The sequence below is a fragment of the Shewanella sp. Pdp11 genome (genome assembly GCF_002838165.1).
In the GTDB taxonomy this organism is placed as follows: domain Bacteria; phylum Pseudomonadota; class Gammaproteobacteria; order Enterobacterales; family Shewanellaceae; genus Shewanella; species Shewanella hafniensis.
Genome location: NZ_CP015194.1, coordinates 3,898,756 through 3,921,382, shown reverse-complemented (window position 1 = coordinate 3,921,382; position 22,627 = coordinate 3,898,756). Strand labels below are relative to the sequence as shown.

The window sequence follows — 22,627 nt, the reverse complement described above, 5'->3', positions numbered from 1 at the left end:
GACCTACTTTATCCAGAATCCTTAGTTTTAACTTCTTCTTATCCCGTCAATTTGTTATCAATCACGACCATTTGAAAACTTGGCCGTTATTTTGCATTGTCCCATTATCGGTATTTTGATCGTCAAGAACTCGACGACTGGGAGCTCAGCATGCAAATAGGCGCAAATTCATTCCTGCAGGAAATGCAGAAACTCCAAGGCGAGATTACGCCGTCTTTTGGCGTTCAGCCAAATATCATGCAGCAAGTGAATAACACCAGTGGTGCAGACTTCGGTCAGTTACTCTCGCAAGCCGTCGGCAATGTCAGCGGCTTACAGTCGACATCATCAAACCTCGCGACGCGCTTAGAAATGGGAGATACTACCGTCACTTTGTCGGATACTGTTATCGCCCGTGAGAAAGCCAGTGTCGCCTTCGAGGCAACGGTACAAGTACGAAATAAACTTGTCGAAGCCTATAAAGAAATAATGAGTATGCCTGTCTAGGCCAGTGAATAACCCAATTAGCAGGTACGAATCGTGAGCACAGAAATGATTGTCGGATCCAATTCCGGCTTAGCTGACCAAGGTGTCCAGCAAGAACATAAGTCAGGAATGATGGGAAACCTTGGCGGTGTCGATATGATGCGTCAAGTAACTATGATTTTAGCCTTGGCGATTTGTTTGGCCTTGGCCGTATTTGTTATGCTTTGGGCACAGGAGCCTGAGTATCGTCCATTGGGAAAAATGGAAACTCAGGAAATGGTTCAAGTATTAGATGTGCTTGATAAAAATAAAGTTAAGTATCAAATCGACGTGGACGTGATTAAAGTCCCCGAAGATAAATATCAAGAAGTGAAAATGATGCTGAGCCGCGCAGGCGTCGACAGCCCTGCAGCTAGTCAAGATTTCTTGAATCAAGACAGCGGCTTTGGTGTTAGCCAACGTATGGAGCAAGCCCGTCTTAAGCACAGCCAAGAAGAAAACCTTGCCCGTGCAATTGAGCAACTACAAAGTGTTAGCCGCGCCAAAGTGATCCTCGCGTTACCTAAAGAAAACGTCTTTGCTCGCAATGCCTCAAAACCAAGTGCGACTGTGGTCATCAATACCCGCCGTGGCGGTTTAGGCCAAGGTGAAGTCGACGCTATCGTTGATATCGTTGCCTCTGCTGTGCAAGGTTTAGAGCCATCACGGGTGACGGTAACTGACTCGAACGGCCGCTTATTAAACTCAGGCAGCCAAGATGGCGCGTCTGCGACTGCCCGTCGCGAGCTTGAATTAGTACAGCAAAAAGAAGCAGAGTATCGCACTAAGATTGAATCGATTTTGGTACCTATCTTAGGTCCTGATAATTTCACCTCTCAAGTCGATGTTAGCATGGACTTTACTGCGGTCGAACAAACCTCTAAGCGTTACAACCCTGATTTACCAGCCCTGCGCAGCGAAATGACCGTTGAAAATAATACCACTGGCGGCTCTTCGGGTGGGATCCCTGGTGCGCTATCGAATCAGCCACCAATGGAGTCAAATATTCCGCAAGATGCGACTAAAGCGACCGAGTCTGTCACTGCGGGTAATTCACACCGTGAGGCGACACGTAATTTTGAGTTAGATACCACCATTAGCCATACCCGTCAGCAAGTTGGCGCCGTTCGCCGCATTAGTGTGTCGGTTGCTGTGGACTTTAAACCCGGTGCTGCCGGAGAAAATGGTCAAGTGGCGCGTGTTGCCCGTACTGAACAAGAGCTGACCAACATTCGTCGTTTACTCGAAGGGGCAGTCGGTTTTAGCTCGCAACGGGGTGATGTGTTAGAAGTGGTAACGGTTCCCTTTATGGATCAATTAGTTGAAGACTTGCCAGCACTAGAACTGTGGGAGCAACCTTGGTTCTGGCGCGCGATTAAGCTCGGTATTGGTGCGCTAGTGATTCTGGTACTGATTTTAGCTGTGGTACGGCCTATGCTGAAACGCTTAATCTATCCTGACAGTGTGAATATGCCTGAGGATGGCAGATTAGGTAACGAACTGGCCGAAATTGAGGACCAGTACGCGGCAGATACGCTAGGGATGCTCAATACCCAAGAGGCGGAATACAGTTATGCCGATGATGGTTCAATTCATATCCCTAATTTGCACAAAGATGATGATATGATTAAAGCTATCCGTGCGCTCGTGGCTAATGAGCCTGAGCTCTCTACTCAAGTCGTGAAAAACTGGTTACAAGACAATGGCTGAGAATAAAACGAAAGAAGTGGCTCCAGCGGCCGCACCTGCCTTTAACATTAAGGATATTAGCGGTGTTGAAAAGACCGCGATCTTACTCCTCAGTTTGAGTGAGGCCGATGCTGCATCCATTTTAAAACACTTAGAGCCGAAGCAAGTGCAAAAAGTGGGTATGGCGATGGCGGCAATGGATGAGTTCGGTCAAGAAAAAGTCATCGGGGTACATAAGCTGTTTCTCGATGACATTCAAAAGTATTCTTCTATTGGTTTCAACAGCGAAGAGTTCGTTCGTAAAGCCTTAACCGCCGCGCTGGGTGAAGATAAAGCGGGTAATTTGATTGAACAGATTATCATGGGCAGCGGTGCTAAAGGTTTGGATTCGTTGAAATGGATGGATGCACGCCAAGTAGCGACCATTATTCAAAACGAACATCCTCAGATCCAAACGATCGTGTTGTCCTATTTAGAACCCGATCAGGCGGCGGAAATTTTTGGTCAATTCCCTGAAAATACTCGCTTAGACTTGATGATGCGGATTGCGAATCTTGAAGAGGTACAGCCCGCTGCACTGCAAGAGCTGAACGACATCATGGAGAAACAGTTTGCCGGTCAAGGTGGCGCACAGGCCGCGAAAATGGGCGGCCTAAAAGCGGCTGCCAACATCATGAACTATTTAGATACGGGTATCGAAAGTCAGTTGATGGAAACCATGCGCGAGTCTGACGAAGAAATGGCGCAGCAAATCCAAGACTTGATGTTCGTGTTTGAAAACTTAATTGATGTTGATGACCGTGGTATTCAAGCACTGCTCCGTGAAGTACAGCAAGATGTACTGATGAAGGCGCTCAAAGGCACTGATGATCAGCTGAAAGAAAAAATCTTGGGCAACATGTCAAAACGTGCCGCTGAATTGCTGCGTGACGATCTTGAGGCCATGGGCCCAATCCGTATCAGTGAAGTGGAAGTCGCCCAAAAAGAAATCCTGTCTATTGCCCGTCGCTTAAGCGACAGTGGCGAAATCATGTTAGGCGGCGGTGGTGGCGATGAGTTCCTCTAATCCGAGCGACAATAAACCGTCAAATAAGGTCTTGAGCGACGGTGATATTGAGTTTAGTCACTGGGCACTGCCAGATGTGACTGAAGCCGATGACGATTCTATCTCGAATTTGTTCGGCCATTCTAATCATCAAGCCGCTAAGCCTACGACAGTTGAGAGTGTTTCTCCGCCGACGATGGCCGAGATTGAGGACATTCGCGCCCAAGCTGAAGAAGAAGGGTTTGCCGAAGGTAAACAACAAGGTTACGAGCAAGGGCTAGAAAAAGGTCGCTTAGAAGGCTTAGAGCAAGGCCATACTGAGGGGCTCGCCCAAGGGCATGAGCAAGGATTAGAAACCGGTTTAGCTCAAGCCAAAGTTTTACTTTCGCGGTTTGAAGCCTTATTAACTCAATTTGAAAAGCCATTGCAATTACTCGATGGTGATATTGAGCTCTCCCTACTGAACTTGAGTATGACATTAGCTAAATCTGTCATAGGTCACGAATTAAAAACCCATCCAGAACAAGTGCTTTCGGCATTGCGCTTAGGCATAGAGTCGCTACCCATCAAGGAGCAAGCGGTTACTATTCGGCTGCACCCCGATGATGTGATCCTTGTCGAACAACTTTATTCCACCGCCCAACTGACCCGCAGTAAATGGGAACTTGAAGTCGATCCGACGTTAAGTGCAGGCGATTGTATTCTGAGCAGTCATCGCTCATTAGTCGATTTAACGCTTTCATCGCGTATCGATACAGTGTTTGAGTCATTACGAAATCAACATGCGCATTTGAATGATAAACAGCATCAACTGCAAGAGACGATTGAAGCTGAAGATACTGCCAAACAAGTTGCTGTGTCGCTTGAGTCTGAGCTTGATGATCAAACGGCGGATAACCAAGCTGTCGATACGGTTAACCAAGACGCTGAGGATATGCAATCTGCCTCAAATACAGGTGAGCACTTAGATACCCAATCGGATGCCAGAACAGATGCAAAATCGCCAACACCAACTGCTGAATAGGCTTAATCATCATCAGGATAAAGTGCCGCCATTTCGTGCTGTGGCCAGTGGTCAGCTGGTGCGTGTTGTTGGCTTAACCTTAGAGGCGAGCGGTTGCCGTGCGCCTGTGGGCAGCTTATGTTCCATCGAAACCATGGCGGGCGAGTTAATTGCCGAAGTCGTCGGCTTTGATGGCGAACTCCTTTATTTAATGCCTATCGAAGAATTACGTGGGGTATTACCCGGTGCCCGGGTGGTGCCTTTAGGGGAACAAACTGGACTCAATGTCGGCTTGTCGTTGTTAGGACGTGTGCTCGATGGTAACGGCGTGCCTTTAGATGGTTTAGGTGCGTTGCAGACCGATCAACAAGCGCCAAGACATAGCGCTGCCATTAATCCTTTATCTCGCCGTGCTATTACTGAGCCGCTGGACGTTGGCGTGCGCGCCATTAATGCCATGCTGACTGTGGGTAAAGGCCAACGTATGGGCTTGTTTGCCGGTTCTGGTGTGGGTAAGAGTGTGCTCTTAGGCATGATGACCCGCGGTACCACTGCCGACATTATTGTGGTTGGGCTGGTGGGCGAGCGTGGCCGTGAAGTAAAAGAGTTTATTGAAGAGATTCTTGGGGATAAAGGTCGAGCGCGTTCTGTTGTTGTTGCCGCGCCTGCAGATACCTCGCCGCTGATGCGCCTTCGCGCTTGTGAAACCTCGACTCGTATTGCCGAATACTTTCGCGATTTAGGCTATAATGTCTTGTTATTAATGGATAGTTTGACGCGCTACGCCCAAGCGCAGCGGGAAATTGCTTTGGCTGTGGGTGAGCCGCCTGCCACCAAAGGCTATCCGCCTTCAGTGTTTGCCAAGCTGCCGCGTTTAGTTGAGCGCGCCGGCAACGGTGGCCCTGGTCAAGGTTCAATTACGGCATTTTATACTGTGCTGACGGAAGGGGATGATCAACAGGATCCGATTGCCGATGCATCGCGGGCGATTCTTGATGGTCACATAGTCTTGTCGCGTTCGCTTGCGGACTCTGGGCATTATCCCGCCATTGATATTGAAGCCTCTATTAGCCGGGTAGCACCTATGGTGATCTCCAATGAACACTTGGAAGCGATGCGCCGCGTGAAACAAACTTATTCCTTGTATCAGCAAAATCGTGATTTGATTTCCATTGGCGCTTATGCCCAAGGCAGCGATCCTCGAATCGACAATGCGATACGATTGCAGCCGGCGATGAATGCTTTTTTACGCCAAACCATGCTTGATGCATTCAGTTTTACCGATAGCCAAGTCATGCTCGGGCAACTTGCCGCTCAGTGCAAATGATGGCGTCATCGAATTAATCGAGGTCTAGTATGGCTAACGCCGATCCCTTGTTGTTAGTGTTAAAGCTCGCCAATGATGCCGAAGAACAAGCGGCGTTATTGTTAAAGTCGGCGCAGTTAGAGTGTCAAAAACGGCTGAATCAACTCAGTGCACTCAATAACTATCGCTTAGAATACATGAAGCAAATGCAATCCCAGCAAGGCCAAGCCATTAGTGCCAGTCACTATCACCAGTTTCATCGCTTTATTCGTCAGATTGATGATGCTATTACTCAGCAAAATCGCGTTGTGGCCGACGGTGAAAAACAAAAAGAATATCGACAACAGCATTGGTTGGAAAAACAGAAAAAACGTAAGGCAGTGGAATTACTCTTAGCGAGTAAAGAGAAGAAGCGCCAAGTTGTTGAACAAAAACGAGAGCAGAAAATGACCGATGAATTTGCTTCTCAGCAGTTTTATCGCCGCCATCAGCGTTAGTGAAATAGCGCGTTAAATGCTCGGTATCTTCACCATTCACAAGTCCGATATGAGTTCAGTTTTCTGCTGTCGCTCTATGGCGCTGAACATTTGTTCGACTTCTTCCTTTGGGTTTTATTCTTTTCAATATGCTGTAGTAAAAAACTGAAGTTTTGGCACCTTATTTGCTTTGATTTAGTCCATGACCCTGCAACCGCAGTGTTTAATTGACGTTTTTACCTAGCCATTTTCTCTTCTGCTGGGTGATGTTTGGGAGCACTTATGCAACAAATGACCAATATCCTGTTGAGTAAAACAGGCAACTCTGCGGCCAATTCCGCTAAGACATCTTCCCAAGAGTCTAATAATGAAGACTTTTCATCTACACTTGCGTCTGTCTCCGCTAGCTCATTTTCTATTTCCGCGCCTAAAAAGGCTACAGCGAATACTGACGATAAAGTGCAGATCGCTTCTACTGATAAAGTAAAAGATAAAGACATATCAACGGATGACGCTGACGTAAATCTCATCTTCGCCCAGATCAGCATGGCAAATGACATGAAGAAAACGGCATCAGATGGAGAGAGTTTGCCGTCTGACTTTTCCCAAGGGGAAAATAATGAGTCTGCTGACCCTTTATTGAAAAGTGATGCATTCAGTACCGTTGAGCTGTCGGGTGTACAAGCTTCAATGAAAGCGATAAACACTGAGCTTCCTATTGTCGACATCTCAGGCTCAGCGCAAGGTAAGGCTGATATTTTAACGTCAAGTGAAGTTAACCTGGCAACTGAGAAAAGTAATAGCAAGTCCTCAAACGGCGATCTATTGAGTATCCAAAAGGTATTGGACACTGATACTTCTTTTTCCTCTGAACTCAAAAAGCTAACTGGCCAACTTCAACTAGATACAGGGGCTTTAAATGAGACTGATGCCACTAATAAAGTCTCTGCTGATAAAGAATCGGTAGAGATAATGCAAAAAAATACTCTAGTAGCCTCCAGTGGAACATCAGCAGAGATATTACCTGTTGAAGCAATCCAGGGTAAGAAAGTATTACTTGATGACACTTTAGATGCATTGAAGTCACAGTTATCTACGGATAAAAGCGTTGAATCTCATTCTGCATTTTTAAAGGGACAAGTCATTCCGCCGAACAGTAAAACATCTGAAAATTTGGATTTATCTGAATTTGTAGATACAGCAGAGACCGCGGCAAAGGCATCATCAAAAAATCTAGAAAGCGTGTTATTGAAAGAAGTAGATGTGACTGAACTTAAAGGCGATAAATCATTTTCAACGGATAAATATGCGCATCAAGTTGCGAGTCTAAACGCTGAACAGCGTGGTACAAGGTTGGATCTTAATTCTGAGGCACTTGTAACCTCAGACGACGTAGACGAATCAACGTTGAAGCCTAATACAGCAAGCCAAACCTTGAAGTCAGAAACGCTAGCGACATCGACGATTAAGAATGAAATGGCTGCAACATCTATAATCGCTGATGAAAGAGTGGATACATTGGACTTGGCAAGTCCCAAGGTGGCTGATACCTCTAACTTGGGTGAGAACGATGCGGATGACGTTACTGCCGAGAGCAATAAACCAACAGTGCGCAATGCTGAGATTGCAATACCTCAGCAGGTGAGCAGAAATGCGAATGTTGATGTCGCGGTTAGTAAAGTAGAAGTTCAGCCTATAGTTACAACACTGGATACACAGAATATCTTAGGTAACGCAGTTGATCCGAAGGATAGCGCAATGACTGATACCGAGATCAATGTTGATGTTTCAAAAGTAGCAATGGATGCGGGTAATTTGCTAAAGGATGCGAAATACAGTGTGACACTCGATGCTCAAAGAGACGTTAAGCCATTCATTATGGGGGATGAAGACAAGGGATCAACGACTGACATTAAGTCATTTTCTGCTTTAGCTCAGTCATCGACGCCACTACAAGTCAATCGTCAGGAAACGATGCAAGTTCAGTTGTCATTACGCCAAGGTGTCGAACAACAAAACCAAATGCAAGAGATGATCCAACGGTTTTCACCTGTGATGAAGCAACAGTTGATCACTATGGTGAGTCAAGGTATTCAACATGCTGAAATTAGGCTCGATCCCCCTGAGCTTGGACATATGCTGGTAAAAATTCAAGTGCATGGCGATCAGACCCAAGTACAGTTCCATGTCACTCAGACACAGACGCGTGATTTAGTTGAACAAGCTATGCCAAGATTACGCGAGTTACTGCAAGAGCAAGGGATGCAATTAGCGGATAGCCATGTGTCTCAAGGTGGCCAAGGTGAACGTCGAGAGGGAAGTTTTGGCGACGGTGGCGGTTCAAGTGGGGCTGATGTGGATGAAATCTCGGCAGAAGAGCTACATTTAGGTTTAAATCAAGCTTCTAGTGTAAATTCAGGTATAGATTATTACGCTTAAGTAGGTAACCTATAGCGATGACTTATATAGTTACGTTTTCATATTAATAAAACGTAAGAGTTTCTGCCTAAATTAAAGAGAATAGTGAATGGCTAAGGAAGAATCGTTAGAACTTGAGAACACCGAAGCTCCCAAAAGTAAAAAAAAGCTCTTTATTTTTATTGGAGTGGGGGTTTTAGTTGCACTGCTTATTGCCGGTGTCCTATGGTTTTTCCTTGGTAGTAGTTCTGAGGACGCCACGACGTCAACTGACGGAGCCGTACAAACAGAAACTCCTGCTGAAAGTGGTGCGCTGACTACCGCATCCTATGTGCCTATGCCACGTCCTTTTTTGTTTAACCTGCCTGGCCCTGATCGCGCTCGTTTAGTTGAGATTAAAGTACAGTTAATGGTACGTGGCACAGATGATGATGTGCTGACACAAAAACACATTCCGCTGATTGAAGATGCGCTTTTAACGACTTTCAGTGGCGCAGATGTGCAAAAACTCAGTACGCAAGCGGGTAAAGATGAATTACGCCAGTTAGCACTCTTAAGTGTGCAAAATACCCTGCAGTCGGTCACTGGCCGTAAAGTTGTCGAGAAAGTGCTGTTTACTGGTTTTGTGATGCAATAACCCTTTACTGATAGTGGGTAAGTAATCTAAAGAGGCGAAGGCAATATAGTGAGTGATTTATTAAGCCAAGACGAGATTGATGCACTCTTGCACGGGGTTGATGACGTCGATGATGATGACGAAATTGATTCCGCTGGTCATGATGCGCGTTCCTACGATTTCTCTTCCCAAGATCGCATCGTTCGTGGGCGTATGCCGACGCTGGAAATTGTGAATGAGCGTTTTGCACGTCATTTGCGGATCAGTATGTTCAATATGATGCGTCGCGCTGCTGAAGTGTCGATCAACGGTGTACAGATGCTCAAGTTTGGAGAGTATGTACATACGCTATTCGTTCCTACTAGTTTGAATATGGTACGTTTTAGTCCGCTCAAAGGTACAGCATTGATCACCATGGAAGCCAGATTGGTGTTCATCCTAGTGGATAACTTCTTTGGGGGAGATGGCCGTTTCCATGCCAAGATCGAAGGGCGGGAATTTACGCCTACTGAGAGACGTATCGTACAGCTATTGCTTAAAATAATTTTTGAAGATTATAAAGATGCGTGGGCACCTGTGATGGATGTGGAGTTCGACTATTTGGACTCAGAAGTCAATCCGGCAATGGCCAACATTGTCAGTCCTACTGAAGTTGTCGTGATTAACTCATTCCATATTGAAGTTGATGGTGGTGGCGGTGATTTCCATATCACTATGCCGTATTCCATGATTGAGCCGATTCGCGAGTTGCTCGATGCGGGTGTTCAAAGTGATAAGCAAGATACTGACATGCGTTGGTCGCAGGCATTGCATGATGAAATCATGGATGTGAAGGTCGGGTTCGATGCCAACATTGTGGAACATGAATTAACGCTCAAAGATGTGATGAATTTTAAAGCGGGCGATATTATTCCGATTGAGTTACCGGAATATATTATGATGAAAATCGAGGATTTACCGACATATCGTTGTAAAATGGGCCGTTCTAGAGATAACCTAGCACTTAAAATATATGAAAAGATCCCTCGGCCAGAAACCGTTAAATCCGAGCTACAATTAGTGACGCGCAAGGGTAAATCTCGCGATATATCAGAATTATAAGGTGAAGTAAGATGAGCACAGACGATACGGATGATTGGGCTGCAGCAATGGCAGAACAAGCTTTAGAAGAAGCTAACGCGATTGAGCTCGATGAATTAGTTGATGATTCGAGACCTATCTCTAAAGCTGAAGCGGCGAAATTAGACACTATTTTAGATATCCCAGTCACTATCTCTATGGAAGTGGGCCGTAGCTATATCAGTATTCGTAACTTGTTGCAGTTAAACCAAGGTTCTGTGGTTGAGCTCGACAGAGTTGCGGGTGAACCTTTAGATGTGATGGTTAACGGTACGCTGATTGCGCATGGTGAGGTTGTGGTTGTAAACGATAAATTCGGTATTCGTTTAACCGATGTGATCAGTCAAACCGAGCGAATTAAAAAGCTTAAATAATTGTCTCATCAACGAAAGTTGGAACCAGAATGACCATATCGGTAATACTCAGTTTAGCTGCAGTATCTCAAGCAAAAACTGAGAGTCTTGTAGGCGATAGTACTCAAGGCGTAACAGCTGTGACATCTTCGGCCGCAAAAATGGCTGAACCTTCTCAAGTCGCAACCCTAGCGAGTATGTTAGGTGGCTTAATTCTGGTTTTACTCTTAATTTTTGCGTTAGCTTATTTATTAAGACGGTTCAATTTAGTTCCCACGACCAACGGTGTTTTAAAAACCATAGCCGTGACTTCGCTCGGTCAAAAAGAGCGTTTAGTCTTAGTGCAGGTGGGGGAGCAGCAATATTTACTTGGCGTTAGCTCGCAGCAGGTGAGTTTGATTGATAAGTTAGTTGAACCTATTCATATAGAGTCTGATTCCTTTGCGAGTCGGCTACGTCAGGCGAAATCAAAACAATGACAACACGTATCCTCGCGTTAGTTGGGTTCGTTATTCTGTTATGCATGCCGTCGGCATGGGCCGCTGATGGTGTTTTGCCTGCAGTGACTGTAACAACAGGACCAGACGGCTCCACAGAATACTCAGTCACAATGCAGATTTTACTGCTGATGACATCGCTGAGTTTTTTACCTGCGATGCTCATCATGTTGACCTCTTTCACGCGGATCATCATTGTTCTGTCTATATTACGTCAAGCTATTGGCTTACAACAAACACCTTCCAATCAAGTATTAATTGGCATGAGTTTATTCATGACCTTTTTTATTATGGCGCCGGTATTTGACCGGATTTATGACGAAGGGGTTAAGCCTTACATTGAGGAGCAGTTAACCCTGCAGCAAGCGTTCGAAAAAGGTAAAGAACCAATAAGAAGCTTTATGTTAGGGCAAGTCAGGACCACAGACTTAAAAACCTTCATTGAGATTTCAGGCTACAAAAACATTAAGTCGCCCGAAGAAGCCCCGATGAGCGTGCTTATTCCCGCTTTTATTACCAGCGAGCTGAAAACAGCTTTTCAAATAGGCTTTATGTTGTTCGTGCCGTTTTTAGTGTTAGATCTAGTGGTGGCCAGTATCTTAATGGCCATGGGTATGATGATGTTATCTCCTATGATAGTGTCGCTACCGTTTAAGATCATGTTGTTTGTGCTCGTCGATGGTTGGAGCTTAGTTCTAGGGACATTAGCGAATAGTTTCGGGTAGCCAAGGGAGAGTACTTACATGAGTCCAGAGGCGCTAATTGATATTTTTCGTGAAGCTCTATCCGTGATTGTTATTATGGTGTCAGCTATTGTATTACCAGGGCTGGGTATTGGTTTGATTGTCGCCGTGTTTCAAGCCGCGACTTCGATTAACGAGCAAACCTTAAGTTTTCTTCCGCGTTTAATCATAACGCTGCTTGCGCTAATGTTTATGGGGCATTGGTTGGTTGAAACTTTGATGGACTTTTTTGTCGAGATGGTTAATCGCATTCCGCAAGTAATAGGCTAACCCAATGGAGCTGCTGCTCGATACGTTAGTGCAGACCATTGCCGCTTATATGTGGCCGCTGTTTCGGGTCGCGAGTATGCTAATGGTTATGGTGGTGTTTGGGGCCGCAACCACTCCAACTCGTGTGCGTCTATTATTGGCCATGGCGATTACCTTTGCGATCGCGCCAGTCCTTCCTCCGGTTCAAAATGCCGATCTATTTTCACTCAGTGCAGTATTTATTACTGCGCAGCAAATCATTATTGGTGTTGCCATGGGGTTTGTGACTCAAATGGTGATGCAAGTTTTTGTATTAACCGGCCAGATTATTGGTATGCAAACCAGTCTCGGGTTTGCTTCTATGGTTGATCCTGGTTCGGGTCAGCAAACACCCGTTATTGGTAACTTTTTTCTATTATTGGCGACATTAATCTTCTTAGCCGTCGATGGACATCTATTAATGATCCGCATGTTGGTGGTGAGTTTTGAGACCTTACCCATTTCTAATCAAGGATTAACTCTTACTAGCTACCGCGCTTTAGCTGATTGGGGCTCGTATATGTTTGGTGCGGCATTAACTATGTCAATATCCGCGATTATTGCCTTGTTATTAGTTAACTTGTCCTTCGGTGTGATGACTCGCGCCGCGCCGCAATTAAACATTTTCTCTATTGGTTTTCCGATCACTATGATTGGCGGGTTATTTATTCTTTGGTTAACCTTAACGCCTGTTATGGCCCATTTCGATGAAGTGTGGGCTGCGGCTCAAGTGCTGCTTTGCGATATGTTAGCGCTTCAATGTAACGCCGATGGTTTGATATGACGGTATTAGGAGCTGCCCATGGCTGAAGAATCAAGCGGTGAACGCAGTGAGGAACCCACAGGGAGGCGTCTTGAACAGGCGCGGGAAAAAGGACAGATTGCGCGTTCGAAAGAACTAGGTACAGCAGCGGTATTAATTTCTGCTGCGTGTGGTTTTTATATGCTAGGTCCAAGTCTAGCCAAGAGTTTAACTCGGGTGTTTGAGACTGTTTTCACCATGGACAGGGCGCAAGTTTTTGATACTGAAGAAATGTTTAATGTTTGGGGTGTTGTCGCGGGTGAAATCGTCTGGCCCATGGCAAAAATAATGCTGTTAATTGTGGTTGTTGCTTTTATTGGCAACGTGGCTTTAGGTGGAATGAATTTCTCGACCCAAGCTATGATGCCTAAGGCCAGTAAAATGAGCCCTGCAGCAGGTTTGAAGCGTATGTTCGGTGTGCAGGCGCTAGTTGAGCTGACGAAGGGGATTGCCAAGTTTTCTGTGGTGGCATTTTCTGCATATTTATTACTGAGCTTTTATTTCAATGAAATTCTGTTGTTGTCTAGTGATCATCTTCCTGGCAATGTTTACCACGCATTAGATTTGCTCGTGTGGATGTTTATTTTGTTATGTTCCTCTATTTTGTTGATTGTCGTCATCGATGTTCCATTTCAACTTTGGAATCACAATAAGCAACTCAAGATGACCAAACAAGAAGTAAAGGATGAGTATAAAGATACTGAAGGGAAGCCTGAAGTTAAAGGACGGGTACGGCAGATGCAACGCGAGTTGGCTCAGCGTCGAATGATGGCTGAAGTACCCAATGCCGATGTCATCGTCGTTAACCCTGAGCATTTTGCGGTAGCGATTAAATATGACGTGCAGCGTTCAGTCGCGCCTTTTGTTGTTGCCAAAGGTGTTGATGATGTCGCATTTAAAATTCGTGAGATTGCCCGCGCTCATAATGTGACAATCGTCTCTGCTCCGCCATTAGCAAGAGCTATATACCATACAACTAAGTTGGATCAACAAATCCCTGAAGGACTGTTTACTGCTGTGGCGCAGATTTTGGCCTATGTGTTCCAGTTGCGCCAATACCAAAAAGGTCGAGGTCGAAAGCCTATTCCTATCCCTCTTAATCAACCCATTCCTGATGAGTTAAAATATTAAGGTCTAAGCGAAAAATTCTTTTAAGTCGTGATATTATTGTGCGCCAATAAGCTATTGGCCTACTTTTTGCTTTTATGCTGCCATACGTCAAAGTTTAGGTAATTATGAATGGATGTTAGAGCGACCTTAGGTCAGGTAAAACAAATGCGCTTGAGTACGTTTAAAGGTATAGGCACTCCTATACTCGTACTCGCAGCATTGGCCATGATAGTTTTACCTATCCCTCCATTCTTACTAGACATACTTTTTTCATTCAACATAGCTTTAGCGCTCATCGTATTATTAGTCGCTATTTATACCGATAGACCGTTGGATTTTGCCGCTTTCCCGAGCGTCTTGTTAGTGGCGACTCTACTTCGCCTTGCTCTGAACGTCGCTTCAACTCGTGTGGTTTTACTCGAGGGCCATAATGGTGGCGATGCGGCAGGTAAGGTGATTGAAGCCTTCGGTTCAGTGGTGATTGGCGGTAACTATGCCGTTGGCTTGGTTGTCTTTATCATTTTGATTATTATCAACTTTGCGGTAGTGACTAAAGGTGCTGGTCGTATCGCTGAAGTGAGCGCCCGCTTTACCTTAGATGCTATGCCTGGCAAGCAAATGGCAATTGATGCCGACCTAAATGCTGGTACTTTGAATCAAGAACAAGCAAGATTACGTCGAGCAGAAGTGACACGTGAAGCGGATTTCTATGGTGCGATGGACGGTGCTTCAAAGTTCGTAAAAGGTGATGCTATTGCGGGTATCATGATTTTAGTGATCAACATCTTAGGTGGTTTCATCATAGGTATTGTTCAACATGGCTTAAGTTTCTCAGAAGCGGTTGAAATTTATACCTTGCTGACTATCGGTGATGGTCTGGTGGCGCAGATCCCTGGGTTGTTATTGTCAATCGCAGCAGCATTGATGGTGACCCGTCAAAATGAATCCGGTGATATGGGCCAAATGATGATGAGTCAGATGTTTGACAGTCATAAGTCATTGGGTATCGCTGCTGGAGTCCTATTTATCATGGGAATCGTTCCTGGCATGCCGCATATGGCGTTCTTAAGTTTTGCTTTTATGACGGCAGGAGCCGCCTATTTTGTCTATAAACGTAATGAATCAAAACGCATTAAAGCCCTAGAACTTGTTAAGTCTGGTCCTGTAGAGAGGCAAGATAAAGAGCCTAAAGAGTTGGGCTGGGATGATGTGCATCATGTTGATACTATTGGGCTTGAGGTGGGATATCGTCTAATTCCGCTGGTCGATAAAGGTCAAGGTGGCGAGTTATTAAGCCGTATCAAAGGCGTACGTAAAAAGTTATCCCAAGAACTGGGCTTCTTAGTGCCAGCAGTGCATATTCGCGATAACTTAGATTTGTCGCCTAATGCCTATCGCATTTCATTAATGGGCGTAGTTGTTGGTGAGGCGGATATTCGACACGACTGCGAATTGGCGATTAACCCTGGCCAAGTCTATGGCAAGCTCGATGGTATTGAAACGCGTGACCCAGCTTTTGGTCTTGAAGCGGTATGGATTGCCCCTGAATTACGTGAGCATGCCCAAACATTAGGGTATACGGTTGTTGATGCCGCTACGGTTGTAGCAACCCATATTAGCCAATTGCTGACCAATAATGCAGCTAAGTTGTTAGGTTACGAAGAAGTGCAACAACTGATGGATATGCTTGCGAAACACTCGCCTAAACTGGTGGATGGCTTTATTCCTGATGTCATGCCACTCGGACATGTCGTAAAAGTGATGCAGAACCTGTTAAATGAAGGGGTTTCAGTCAGAGACTTGCGTACAATAGTGCAAACTTTGTTAGAATACGGCACTAAGAGTAATGACACTGAAGTTTTGACCGCTGCAGTACGTATCGCATTGAAACGTATGATAGTCCAAGAGATCTCTGGTCCAGAGTTAGAAATCCCCGTCATTACATTGGCACCAGAGTTGGAACAGATGTTGCATCAATCAATGCAAGCAACCGGTGGTGATGGTCCAAATATTGAACCCGGTCTTGCAGAACGCATGCAGCAGTCCCTTGCCGATGCGGCTCAGAAGCAAGAAATGGTCGGACAACCCGCCATATTGTTGACGTCAGGTATGTTACGCGCGACGCTGTCACGCTTTGTTAAACATACTATTCCTAATCTCAGAGTCATTTCGTATCAAGAAATACCTGATGAGAAGCAAATACGTATCGTATCTGCAGTCGGCCAGTAGAGGACGCATAAGTGAAGATTAAACGATTTTTTGCCAAAGACATGCGCGCCGCACTGGCCCAAGTGAAAGAAACACTCGGCTCAGATGCCGTCATTATGTCAAATAAGAAAGTGAATGGTGGCATCGAAATTGTCGCCGCCGTTGACTATGATGAGCCTAAAGCAAAAACCGCAGCTACTGCGCCAGCGCCAACCTTTATGGACGTGAGTGACGACCTCGTATCCCTAGGGGCTAAGCAGCCTATACGAGTTGAAACCCGTGCAAAGCCTGCGGCACCTGCTGACTCATTACAAGCCTTGTTAGAGAAGCAGCAAAGTCGTTTGAATCAACAGATGTCGCATCAGCAAGTTGATGCAGATTTACCTGCATGGGCTAAGGGCTTACAAGCGCCGGCTGCTGCCAAAGTAGAGCGTCGCGAAGCGCCTGCTGCTTTTGATAAGAAGCCACAAACATCACAGAAACAAAATGCCGATATTGAGGCAATGCGTGATGAGCTAGCTTCATTGCGTAATTTGTTAACACATCAAGTGTCCTCTTTGATGACAGAACATAAAAAACGTATCGACCCTGTCGGAGCTATGCTCGAAGCCAAGTTACTTGAGGCAGAATTTTCCCCTGCGGTTGCCAATAAATTAGCGGCGCTGAGCCAACATTATACGCCTGCAGAATTAGTCAGAGCTTTACCTCAAAGTCTAGCTAACTTGCTTGATAATCAAGGTGACGACATTGTTAAGCAGGGCGGTGTGGTGGCCTTAGTTGGCCCAACCGGTGTCGGCAAAACCACGTCATTAGCTAAACTTGCGGCCCGTTTTGCCGCTCATCATGGTGCAGAGCATGTTGCTTTGATAACGACAGACCATTATCGCATCGGAGCCTATGAGCAATTAGCAACCTATGGCAAAATAATGGGCTGCCCTGTAAAGCAAGCTCATGATCTGAATGAATTAGAGCAAATTCTTTATCAGTTTAGAAATCGCAAGCTAGTATTGATAGATACGGCTGGCATGGGACAGCGAGATATGCGTCTTTACCAGCAACTTGATAATTTAACTGCAAATAGCAGGATACCTATCCGCAGTTATCTGGTACTGTCTGCGACAGGACAGCGCCGTGTATTGCAAGATGCAGTCAATCATTTTAAACGCATTCCCCTATCTGGTGTCGTTCTTACAAAACTCGATGAATCTGTGTCGTTAGCAGGGGCATTAAGTGTGTTGATCCAAAACGGATTACCATTAAGTTATGTTACTGATGGACAAAGAGTTCCTGAAGATATGAAAGTTGCGGATACCTTAGATTTAGCCCAACAGGCACTCGCAGCGTTAGATAGTACAGAACAACAATCATTACAAGACACAGCGTGGTCAGATAATATGGCCTGTGCATTTGAGTAGATTTATGACCCTGGATCAAGCAAGTGGTTTACGTATGATGAATCAACCCTATAACGAAAAAGTGAAAGTAATCGCGGTCACAGGTGGTAAAGGTGGCGTTGGCAAAACCAGCGTTTCCATTAATACAGCTGTGGCATTAGCCGAAAAAGGCAAGCGTGTCTTGGTACTTGATGCTGACCTTGGCTTAGCAAACGTCGATGTCATGCTGGGTATTCGTGCCGAGCGTAACCTCTCCCATGTTCTCTCTGGTGATGCAGAGCTTGACGATATTATCGTTCGCGGCCCTAAGGGAATTGGCATAGTGCCAGCCACTTCAGGGACGCAAGGTATGGTGGAATTAAGCCCAGCGCAGCATGCAGGGTTAATTCGCGCTTTCAGTGAGATGCGGACTCAGTTTGATATTCTAGTCGTAGATACTGCTGCTGGGATTTCAGATATGGTGCTCAGTTTCTCACGTGCATCGCAGGATGTGCTGGTCGTTGTTTGTGATGAACCCACATCGATAACTGATGCCTACGCCCTGATAAAAATCCTCAGCCGTGAGCATGGCGTGTTCCGTTTTAAAATAGTTGCCAATATGGTGCGTAGTTTACGCGAAGGTATGGAATTATTTGCTAAACTCAGTAAAGTGACCGACAGATTTTTAGATGTCGCCCTTGAATTAGTTGCAACTATTCCATTTGACGAAAACTTACGTAAATCAGTTCGTAAGCAAAAACTGGTAGTTGAAGCTTATCCTAAATCACCAGCGGCGATTGCGTATCAAGGATTGGCAAATAAAATTCTGAGCTGGCCTGTACCGCAGCAACCTGGTGGGCATTTGGAGTTTTTCGTTGAGCGTTTAGTGCAACGACCAGATTTTCAAGAGGAAAAAACGAGTGAATAAAGCCGCTGCGTATACTTGTTTAGACAATAAATCGTCGATCGTTGAACAGTATGCTCCGTTGGTGAAAAGAATTGCGCATCATTTACTCGCCAGACTACCTGCCTCAGTGCAGCTAGATGATTTACTCCAAGCTGGGATGATGGGGTTATTAGAAGCATCATCCAAGTTTGATGGTGGCAAGGGGGCGAAATTTGAAACCTTCGCCGGCATACGTATACGAGGGGCGATGTTAGATGAAATTCGCCGTGGTGATTGGGTGCCTCGTTCCGTTCATCGTAATAACCGCAAGGTTGCACATGCTATTGATGAGTTAGAGCAAGAACTGGGCCGTGATGCACGCGACACAGAAATTGCAGAAAAACTTGATATGACGCTCGATGAGTACCATCATATTCTTAACGATGTTTCTGTCGGAAAAATCATAGGGATAGAAGACTTAGGCGTATCTCAGGATATACTTACAGTGAGTGATCGGTCCGATGATGACTCATTTGAAGCATTAGCTGAGAACCAATTTCATTCTGCGCTGGTTGAGGCAATTAAATTATTGCCTGAAAGAGATGCATTAGTGTTATCCCTGTACTACGATGAAGCATTGAATTTAAAAGAGATTGGCGCCATTCTTGAGGTCAGTGAATCGCGTGTTAGCCAGATATTAAGTCAGGCAATGTTGCGATTGAAAGCTAAACTCAAGCACTGGACATAAGTATAATTATTAATCGAGCACAGAATGTCAGCTCACCGGAGGAAACCTTGGACAAGAATATGAAGATTCTCATTGTTGACGATTTTTCGACAATGAGGCGTATCATCAAGAACTTGTTGCGAGACTTGGGGTTTAACAATACCCAAGAAGCAGACGATGGCTCAACAGCCCTGCCGATGTTGCAAAAGGGGGATTTTGATTTTGTTGTTACAGATTGGAATATGCCCGGTATGCAAGGCATCGATCTGTTAAAAGCAATTCGCGCAGATGATTCGCTAAAGCATTTACCCGTATTAATGGTGACAGCTGAAGCAAAACGTGAACAGATTATCGCTGCCGCTCAAGCGGGAGTGAATGGATATGTGGTTAAGCCTTTTACCGCTGCAACGCTGAAAGAGAAGCTAGATAAAATATTCGAACGACTCGCTTGAGCAAGGATGAGCTATGAAGTCACAAACATCAGGGCTCATCACGCTCGAACAAGCTCAGCACTTGGTTGAATTATTAAGTGTCGGTGAGCAACGTCAGGCAGATGATTTATTTCGGGAGCTTGCTGCTCCACTGCAACGAGAATTATTTGAAGAGGTAGGGAAATTAACTCGGCAACTTCATAGCGCTTTAATGGATTTTCAAGTTGATAATCGTCTAGCTGAATTAGCCAATACAGAAATTCCCGATGCCAAACAACGTTTAAATTACGTTATTGACATGACTGAACAAGCGGCAAATAAAACCATGGATGCGGTAGAAGAATGTTTACCTTTGGCCAATGCCGTAACGGTAAATATTCAAAAAGTCATGCCATCTTGGGACAAATTAATGCGCCGAGAAATAGAACTCAGCGAGTTTAAGGTTCTTTGCCACGATGTCCAAGATCTTATGTCCCGTAGTTCAAATGACTCGACTCGACTGCGTGAATTGTTAAATCAAATATTGATGGCGCAAGATTTTCAAGACTTAACAGGACAAATGATACGTCGTGTTATTGATCTGGTTATGGAAGTAGAAAGTAATCTGGTTTCTATGCTGACGGTATTTGGTGAGCAGCCTATGATTGAAAGTCAGATTGCTCAGAAAAATAATATTGAAGCGGAAGGGCCGATAATGAATGCCGAGCTTCGTCAAGATGTAGTAACGGGTCAAGACGAAGTGGATGATCTTCTATCGAGTCTGGGTTTCTAACTGGGAGTCAATTTGATGGCCTTTGATGTAGATGAAGAGATACTCCAGGACTTTTTAATCGAAGCCGGTGAAATTTTAGAGCTTCTGCAAGAGCAACTCGTTGCGCTTGAAAATAATCCTGATGACACTAACTTGCTAAACGCCATTTTTAGAGGGTTCCACACCGTTAAAGGTGGCGCAGGCTTTCTTAGCTTAACTCCCATGGTCGATGTGTGTCATGAGGCTGAAAATACCTTCGATCTATTACGGACAGGCAAACGTAGCGTCAATGCAGAGCTGATGGATATTATTTTGCAGGCTGTTGATGCAATTAATACCATGTTTGCTCAAACGCAGCAGGGCGAGCAGCAAGATCCTGCCGATTCGGGTTTGTTGGCTAGACTTAAAATGCTGAGTTCAGGTGCGCCATTGCCATCTGAAGTTGCGTCTGCAGAGGTGGTCGAAATTGTCGAACCTGAGCCTGTCGTTGAAACCATTGTTGAAACACCCGTCCCACAAGACATCCCTATAGAGATAAGTCATAGCTCATCTTCAAGTATTGATGATATCAACGACGCTGAATTTGAAGCTTTGTTAGATGCGCTTCATGGCTCAGGAAAAGGTCCTGCGGCGGCTACCGCCGTGGTCTCTGAACCTGTCGTCGCTAAGCCTGCGGCACAGGTTAAAGCGTCTCCTGCATCGGGCGATGATATCACTGATGACGAGTTTGAAGCATTGCTTGATGAACTTCATGGTTCAGGCAAGTTTAAAGCTGAGGCAGAAGTGCCGGCTAAACCAAAGGTTATTGCCGCACCTGCGCCTCAACCTATAGTCGATGCCGATGAAATTACTGATGATGAGTTTGAAAGATTACTTGATGAACTCCATGGTAAAGGCGGAGCACCTGCGAAAGCTGACGTAAAAGCGTCGCCAGTCACGCCAGCTGTGACAGCTGCACCTAAAGCCGCTGTGACTCCTGAGCCTGCGAAAGTTGCAGCGCCAGCCCCCGTTGTTGCCGCAAAACCGAAAGTAGACATCGCGGTTGTAGAGAAAGCGCCTGCTAAAGCAAGTTCAGCAAATGTGCCTCAAGGTGAAACCACGGTTCGTGTTGATACTGCACGACTCGACCAAATAATGAATATGGTCGGTGAGTTAGTGTTAGTGCGTAATCGATTAGTGAGCTTAGGCATCAGTCGTGATGATGAGGAAATGTCTAAAGCCCTTGCGAATTTAGATCTCGTGACAGCCGATTTACAGGGCGCTGTGATGAAAACCCGTATGCAACCGATCAAAAAAGTATTTGGTCGGTTCCCTCGGGTAGTCCGTGATCTTGCGCGTACACTCAATAAAGAAATTGATTTGATTATGGTCGGTGAAGAAACTGACCTAGATAAAAACTTAGTTGAAGCGCTTGCCGATCCACTCGTCCACTTAGTGCGTAACTCGGTAGATCACGGTATTGAAATGCCAAATGAGCGCGAAGCCAGTGGCAAGCCGAGAACGGGTACAATTACCTTATCTGCAAGTCAGGAAGGTGACCATATACTGCTGAAAATTGAAGACGATGGCGCAGGTATGGACCCTGAAAAACTGAAAAAAATCGCGATAACACGTGGTGTACTTGATGAAGATTCAGCTTCGCGGATGACTGACAGCGAAGCTTATAATTTAATTTTTGCGCCAGGTTTTTCAACTAAAGTCGAAATTTCAGATATTTCTGGTCGTGGCGTTGGGATGGACGTGGTAAAAACCCGTATCACTCAACTTAACGGCACAGTGCATATTGATTCTATGAAAGGTAAGGGCACGATACTTGAGATTAAAGTACCGTTAACGTTAGCAATTATGCCGACCTTAATGGTCGATGTCGCTAAACAAGTGTTTGCATTACCTTTGTCTAGTGTGAATGAGATATTCCATCTTGATCTCACTAAGACCAATATTGTTGATGGACAACTCACTGTCATAGTGCGTAACAAGGCTGTACCTCTGTTTTATTTGGAGCACTGGCTACATAGAAATAAAACGACCTTTAGACATGGCGATAAAAAGCATGGTCATGTAGTGATCGTGCAATTAGGTATGATGCAAATTGGTTTTGTTGTGGATGCCTTAATAGGTCAAGAAGAGGTAGTGATTAAACCCCTTGGCGCTATGTTACATGGCACTCCTGGGATGGCTGGCGCGACGATTACATCGGATGGTGGTATCGCACTGATTTTAGATGTCCCTGGATTGTTAAAGCATTATGCGAAAAGTAAGAATTAGTTTCCAAGCTAAGG

At 45.2% G+C, this 22,627-nt stretch carries 22 protein-coding genes; all 22 read left to right on the top strand.

Features of this window, described 5'->3' with window-relative positions; translation table 11 throughout:
- Positions 1-150 precede the first annotated feature (150 nt).
- On the top strand, positions 151-486 hold the full coding sequence (gene fliE / locus AYJ58_RS17355; RefSeq protein WP_006082407.1) for a flagellar hook-basal body complex protein FliE: 336 nt from the start codon (positions 151-153) through the stop codon (positions 484-486).
- Positions 487-531: 45 nt separating this feature from the next.
- A complete protein-coding gene (gene fliF / locus AYJ58_RS17350; protein WP_198555691.1) occupies positions 532-2,214 on the top strand; it encodes a flagellar basal-body MS-ring/collar protein FliF in 1,683 nt (560 codons plus the stop codon).
- Positions 2,207-3,259 carry a flagellar motor switch protein FliG gene (gene fliG / locus AYJ58_RS17345; RefSeq protein ID WP_028761189.1) on the top strand — a complete coding sequence of 351 codons (1,053 nt, stop codon included), beginning with the start codon at positions 2,207-2,209 and terminating at the stop codon, positions 3,257-3,259. The genes fliF and fliG overlap by 8 nt, the downstream gene beginning before the upstream one ends.
- Positions 3,246-4,262, top strand: a complete 1,017-nt coding sequence (gene fliH / locus AYJ58_RS17340) for a flagellar assembly protein FliH (RefSeq protein WP_106651856.1) — start codon at positions 3,246-3,248, stop codon at positions 4,260-4,262. Before fliG ends, fliH begins: the two co-directional genes overlap by 14 nt.
- Complete coding sequence (fliI, locus tag AYJ58_RS17335; RefSeq protein WP_106651074.1) at positions 4,231-5,568, top strand: flagellar protein export ATPase FliI; 1,338 nt, start codon at positions 4,231-4,233, stop codon at positions 5,566-5,568. The genes fliH and fliI overlap by 32 nt, the downstream gene beginning before the upstream one ends.
- A 29-nt stretch (positions 5,569-5,597) precedes the next feature.
- Positions 5,598-6,044 carry a flagellar export protein FliJ gene (fliJ, locus tag AYJ58_RS17330; protein ID WP_006082402.1) on the top strand — a complete coding sequence of 149 codons (447 nt, stop codon included), beginning with the start codon at positions 5,598-5,600 and terminating at the stop codon, positions 6,042-6,044.
- A gap of 261 nt (positions 6,045-6,305) precedes the next feature.
- Complete coding sequence (locus AYJ58_RS17325; RefSeq protein WP_106651073.1) at positions 6,306-8,462, top strand: flagellar hook-length control protein FliK; 2,157 nt, start codon at positions 6,306-6,308, stop codon at positions 8,460-8,462.
- Positions 8,463-8,550: 88 nt separating this feature from the next.
- A complete protein-coding gene (gene fliL, locus AYJ58_RS17320) occupies positions 8,551-9,078 on the top strand; it encodes a flagellar basal body-associated protein FliL (RefSeq protein ID WP_106651072.1) in 528 nt (175 codons plus the stop codon).
- 48 nt (positions 9,079-9,126) lie between these two features.
- On the top strand, positions 9,127-10,158 hold the full coding sequence (fliM, locus tag AYJ58_RS17315; RefSeq protein ID WP_063884842.1) for a flagellar motor switch protein FliM: 1,032 nt from the start codon (positions 9,127-9,129) through the stop codon (positions 10,156-10,158).
- An 11-nt stretch (positions 10,159-10,169) separates the two neighbouring features.
- Positions 10,170-10,550, top strand: a complete 381-nt coding sequence (gene fliN / locus AYJ58_RS17310) for a flagellar motor switch protein FliN (protein WP_028761182.1) — start codon at positions 10,170-10,172, stop codon at positions 10,548-10,550.
- 29 nt (positions 10,551-10,579) lie between these two features.
- The gene (gene fliO / locus AYJ58_RS17305; protein ID WP_106651071.1) at positions 10,580-11,008 is read left to right on the top strand and encodes a flagellar biosynthetic protein FliO; all 429 of its coding nucleotides are present in this window, start codon (positions 10,580-10,582) and stop codon (positions 11,006-11,008) included.
- The gene (fliP, locus tag AYJ58_RS17300; RefSeq protein WP_106651070.1) at positions 11,005-11,751 is read left to right on the top strand and encodes a flagellar type III secretion system pore protein FliP; all 747 of its coding nucleotides are present in this window, start codon (positions 11,005-11,007) and stop codon (positions 11,749-11,751) included. Before fliO ends, fliP begins: the two co-directional genes overlap by 4 nt.
- 18 nt (positions 11,752-11,769) lie before the next feature.
- Positions 11,770-12,039, top strand: coding sequence for a flagellar biosynthesis protein FliQ (gene fliQ / locus AYJ58_RS17295; RefSeq protein ID WP_106651069.1), 270 nt, complete (start codon positions 11,770-11,772; stop codon positions 12,037-12,039).
- Between the two features lie 4 nt (positions 12,040-12,043).
- Complete coding sequence (fliR, locus tag AYJ58_RS17290) at positions 12,044-12,841, top strand: flagellar biosynthetic protein FliR (RefSeq protein WP_106651068.1); 798 nt, start codon at positions 12,044-12,046, stop codon at positions 12,839-12,841.
- An 18-nt stretch (positions 12,842-12,859) separates the two neighbouring features.
- Entirely contained in the window at positions 12,860-13,990 is a 1,131-nt protein-coding gene (gene flhB / locus AYJ58_RS17285; protein ID WP_106651067.1) for a flagellar biosynthesis protein FlhB, read from the top strand.
- 108 nt (positions 13,991-14,098) lie between these two features.
- A complete protein-coding gene (flhA, locus tag AYJ58_RS17280; protein ID WP_106651066.1) occupies positions 14,099-16,198 on the top strand; it encodes a flagellar biosynthesis protein FlhA in 2,100 nt (699 codons plus the stop codon).
- Positions 16,199-16,209: 11 nt separating this feature from the next.
- Complete coding sequence (flhF, locus tag AYJ58_RS17275) at positions 16,210-17,592, top strand: flagellar biosynthesis protein FlhF (protein ID WP_106651065.1); 1,383 nt, start codon at positions 16,210-16,212, stop codon at positions 17,590-17,592.
- A 4-nt stretch (positions 17,593-17,596) separates the two neighbouring features.
- Positions 17,597-18,478, top strand: coding sequence for a MinD/ParA family protein (locus AYJ58_RS17270; protein WP_006082389.1), 882 nt, complete (start codon positions 17,597-17,599; stop codon positions 18,476-18,478).
- Entirely contained in the window at positions 18,471-19,184 is a 714-nt protein-coding gene (locus AYJ58_RS17265; RefSeq protein ID WP_028761175.1) for an RNA polymerase sigma factor FliA, read from the top strand. The genes AYJ58_RS17270 and AYJ58_RS17265 overlap by 8 nt, the downstream gene beginning before the upstream one ends.
- 47 nt (positions 19,185-19,231) lie before the next feature.
- Entirely contained in the window at positions 19,232-19,615 is a 384-nt protein-coding gene (gene cheY, locus AYJ58_RS17260) for a chemotaxis response regulator CheY (RefSeq protein WP_007649667.1), read from the top strand.
- 13 nt (positions 19,616-19,628) lie between these two features.
- On the top strand, positions 19,629-20,366 hold the full coding sequence (locus AYJ58_RS17255; protein WP_106651064.1) for a protein phosphatase CheZ: 738 nt from the start codon (positions 19,629-19,631) through the stop codon (positions 20,364-20,366).
- Between the two features lie 15 nt (positions 20,367-20,381).
- Positions 20,382-22,613: a chemotaxis protein CheA gene (locus tag AYJ58_RS17250; RefSeq protein ID WP_106651063.1), complete on the top strand. Its 2,232-nt coding sequence runs from the start codon at positions 20,382-20,384 to the stop codon at positions 22,611-22,613.
- Positions 22,614-22,627 lie beyond the last annotated feature (14 nt).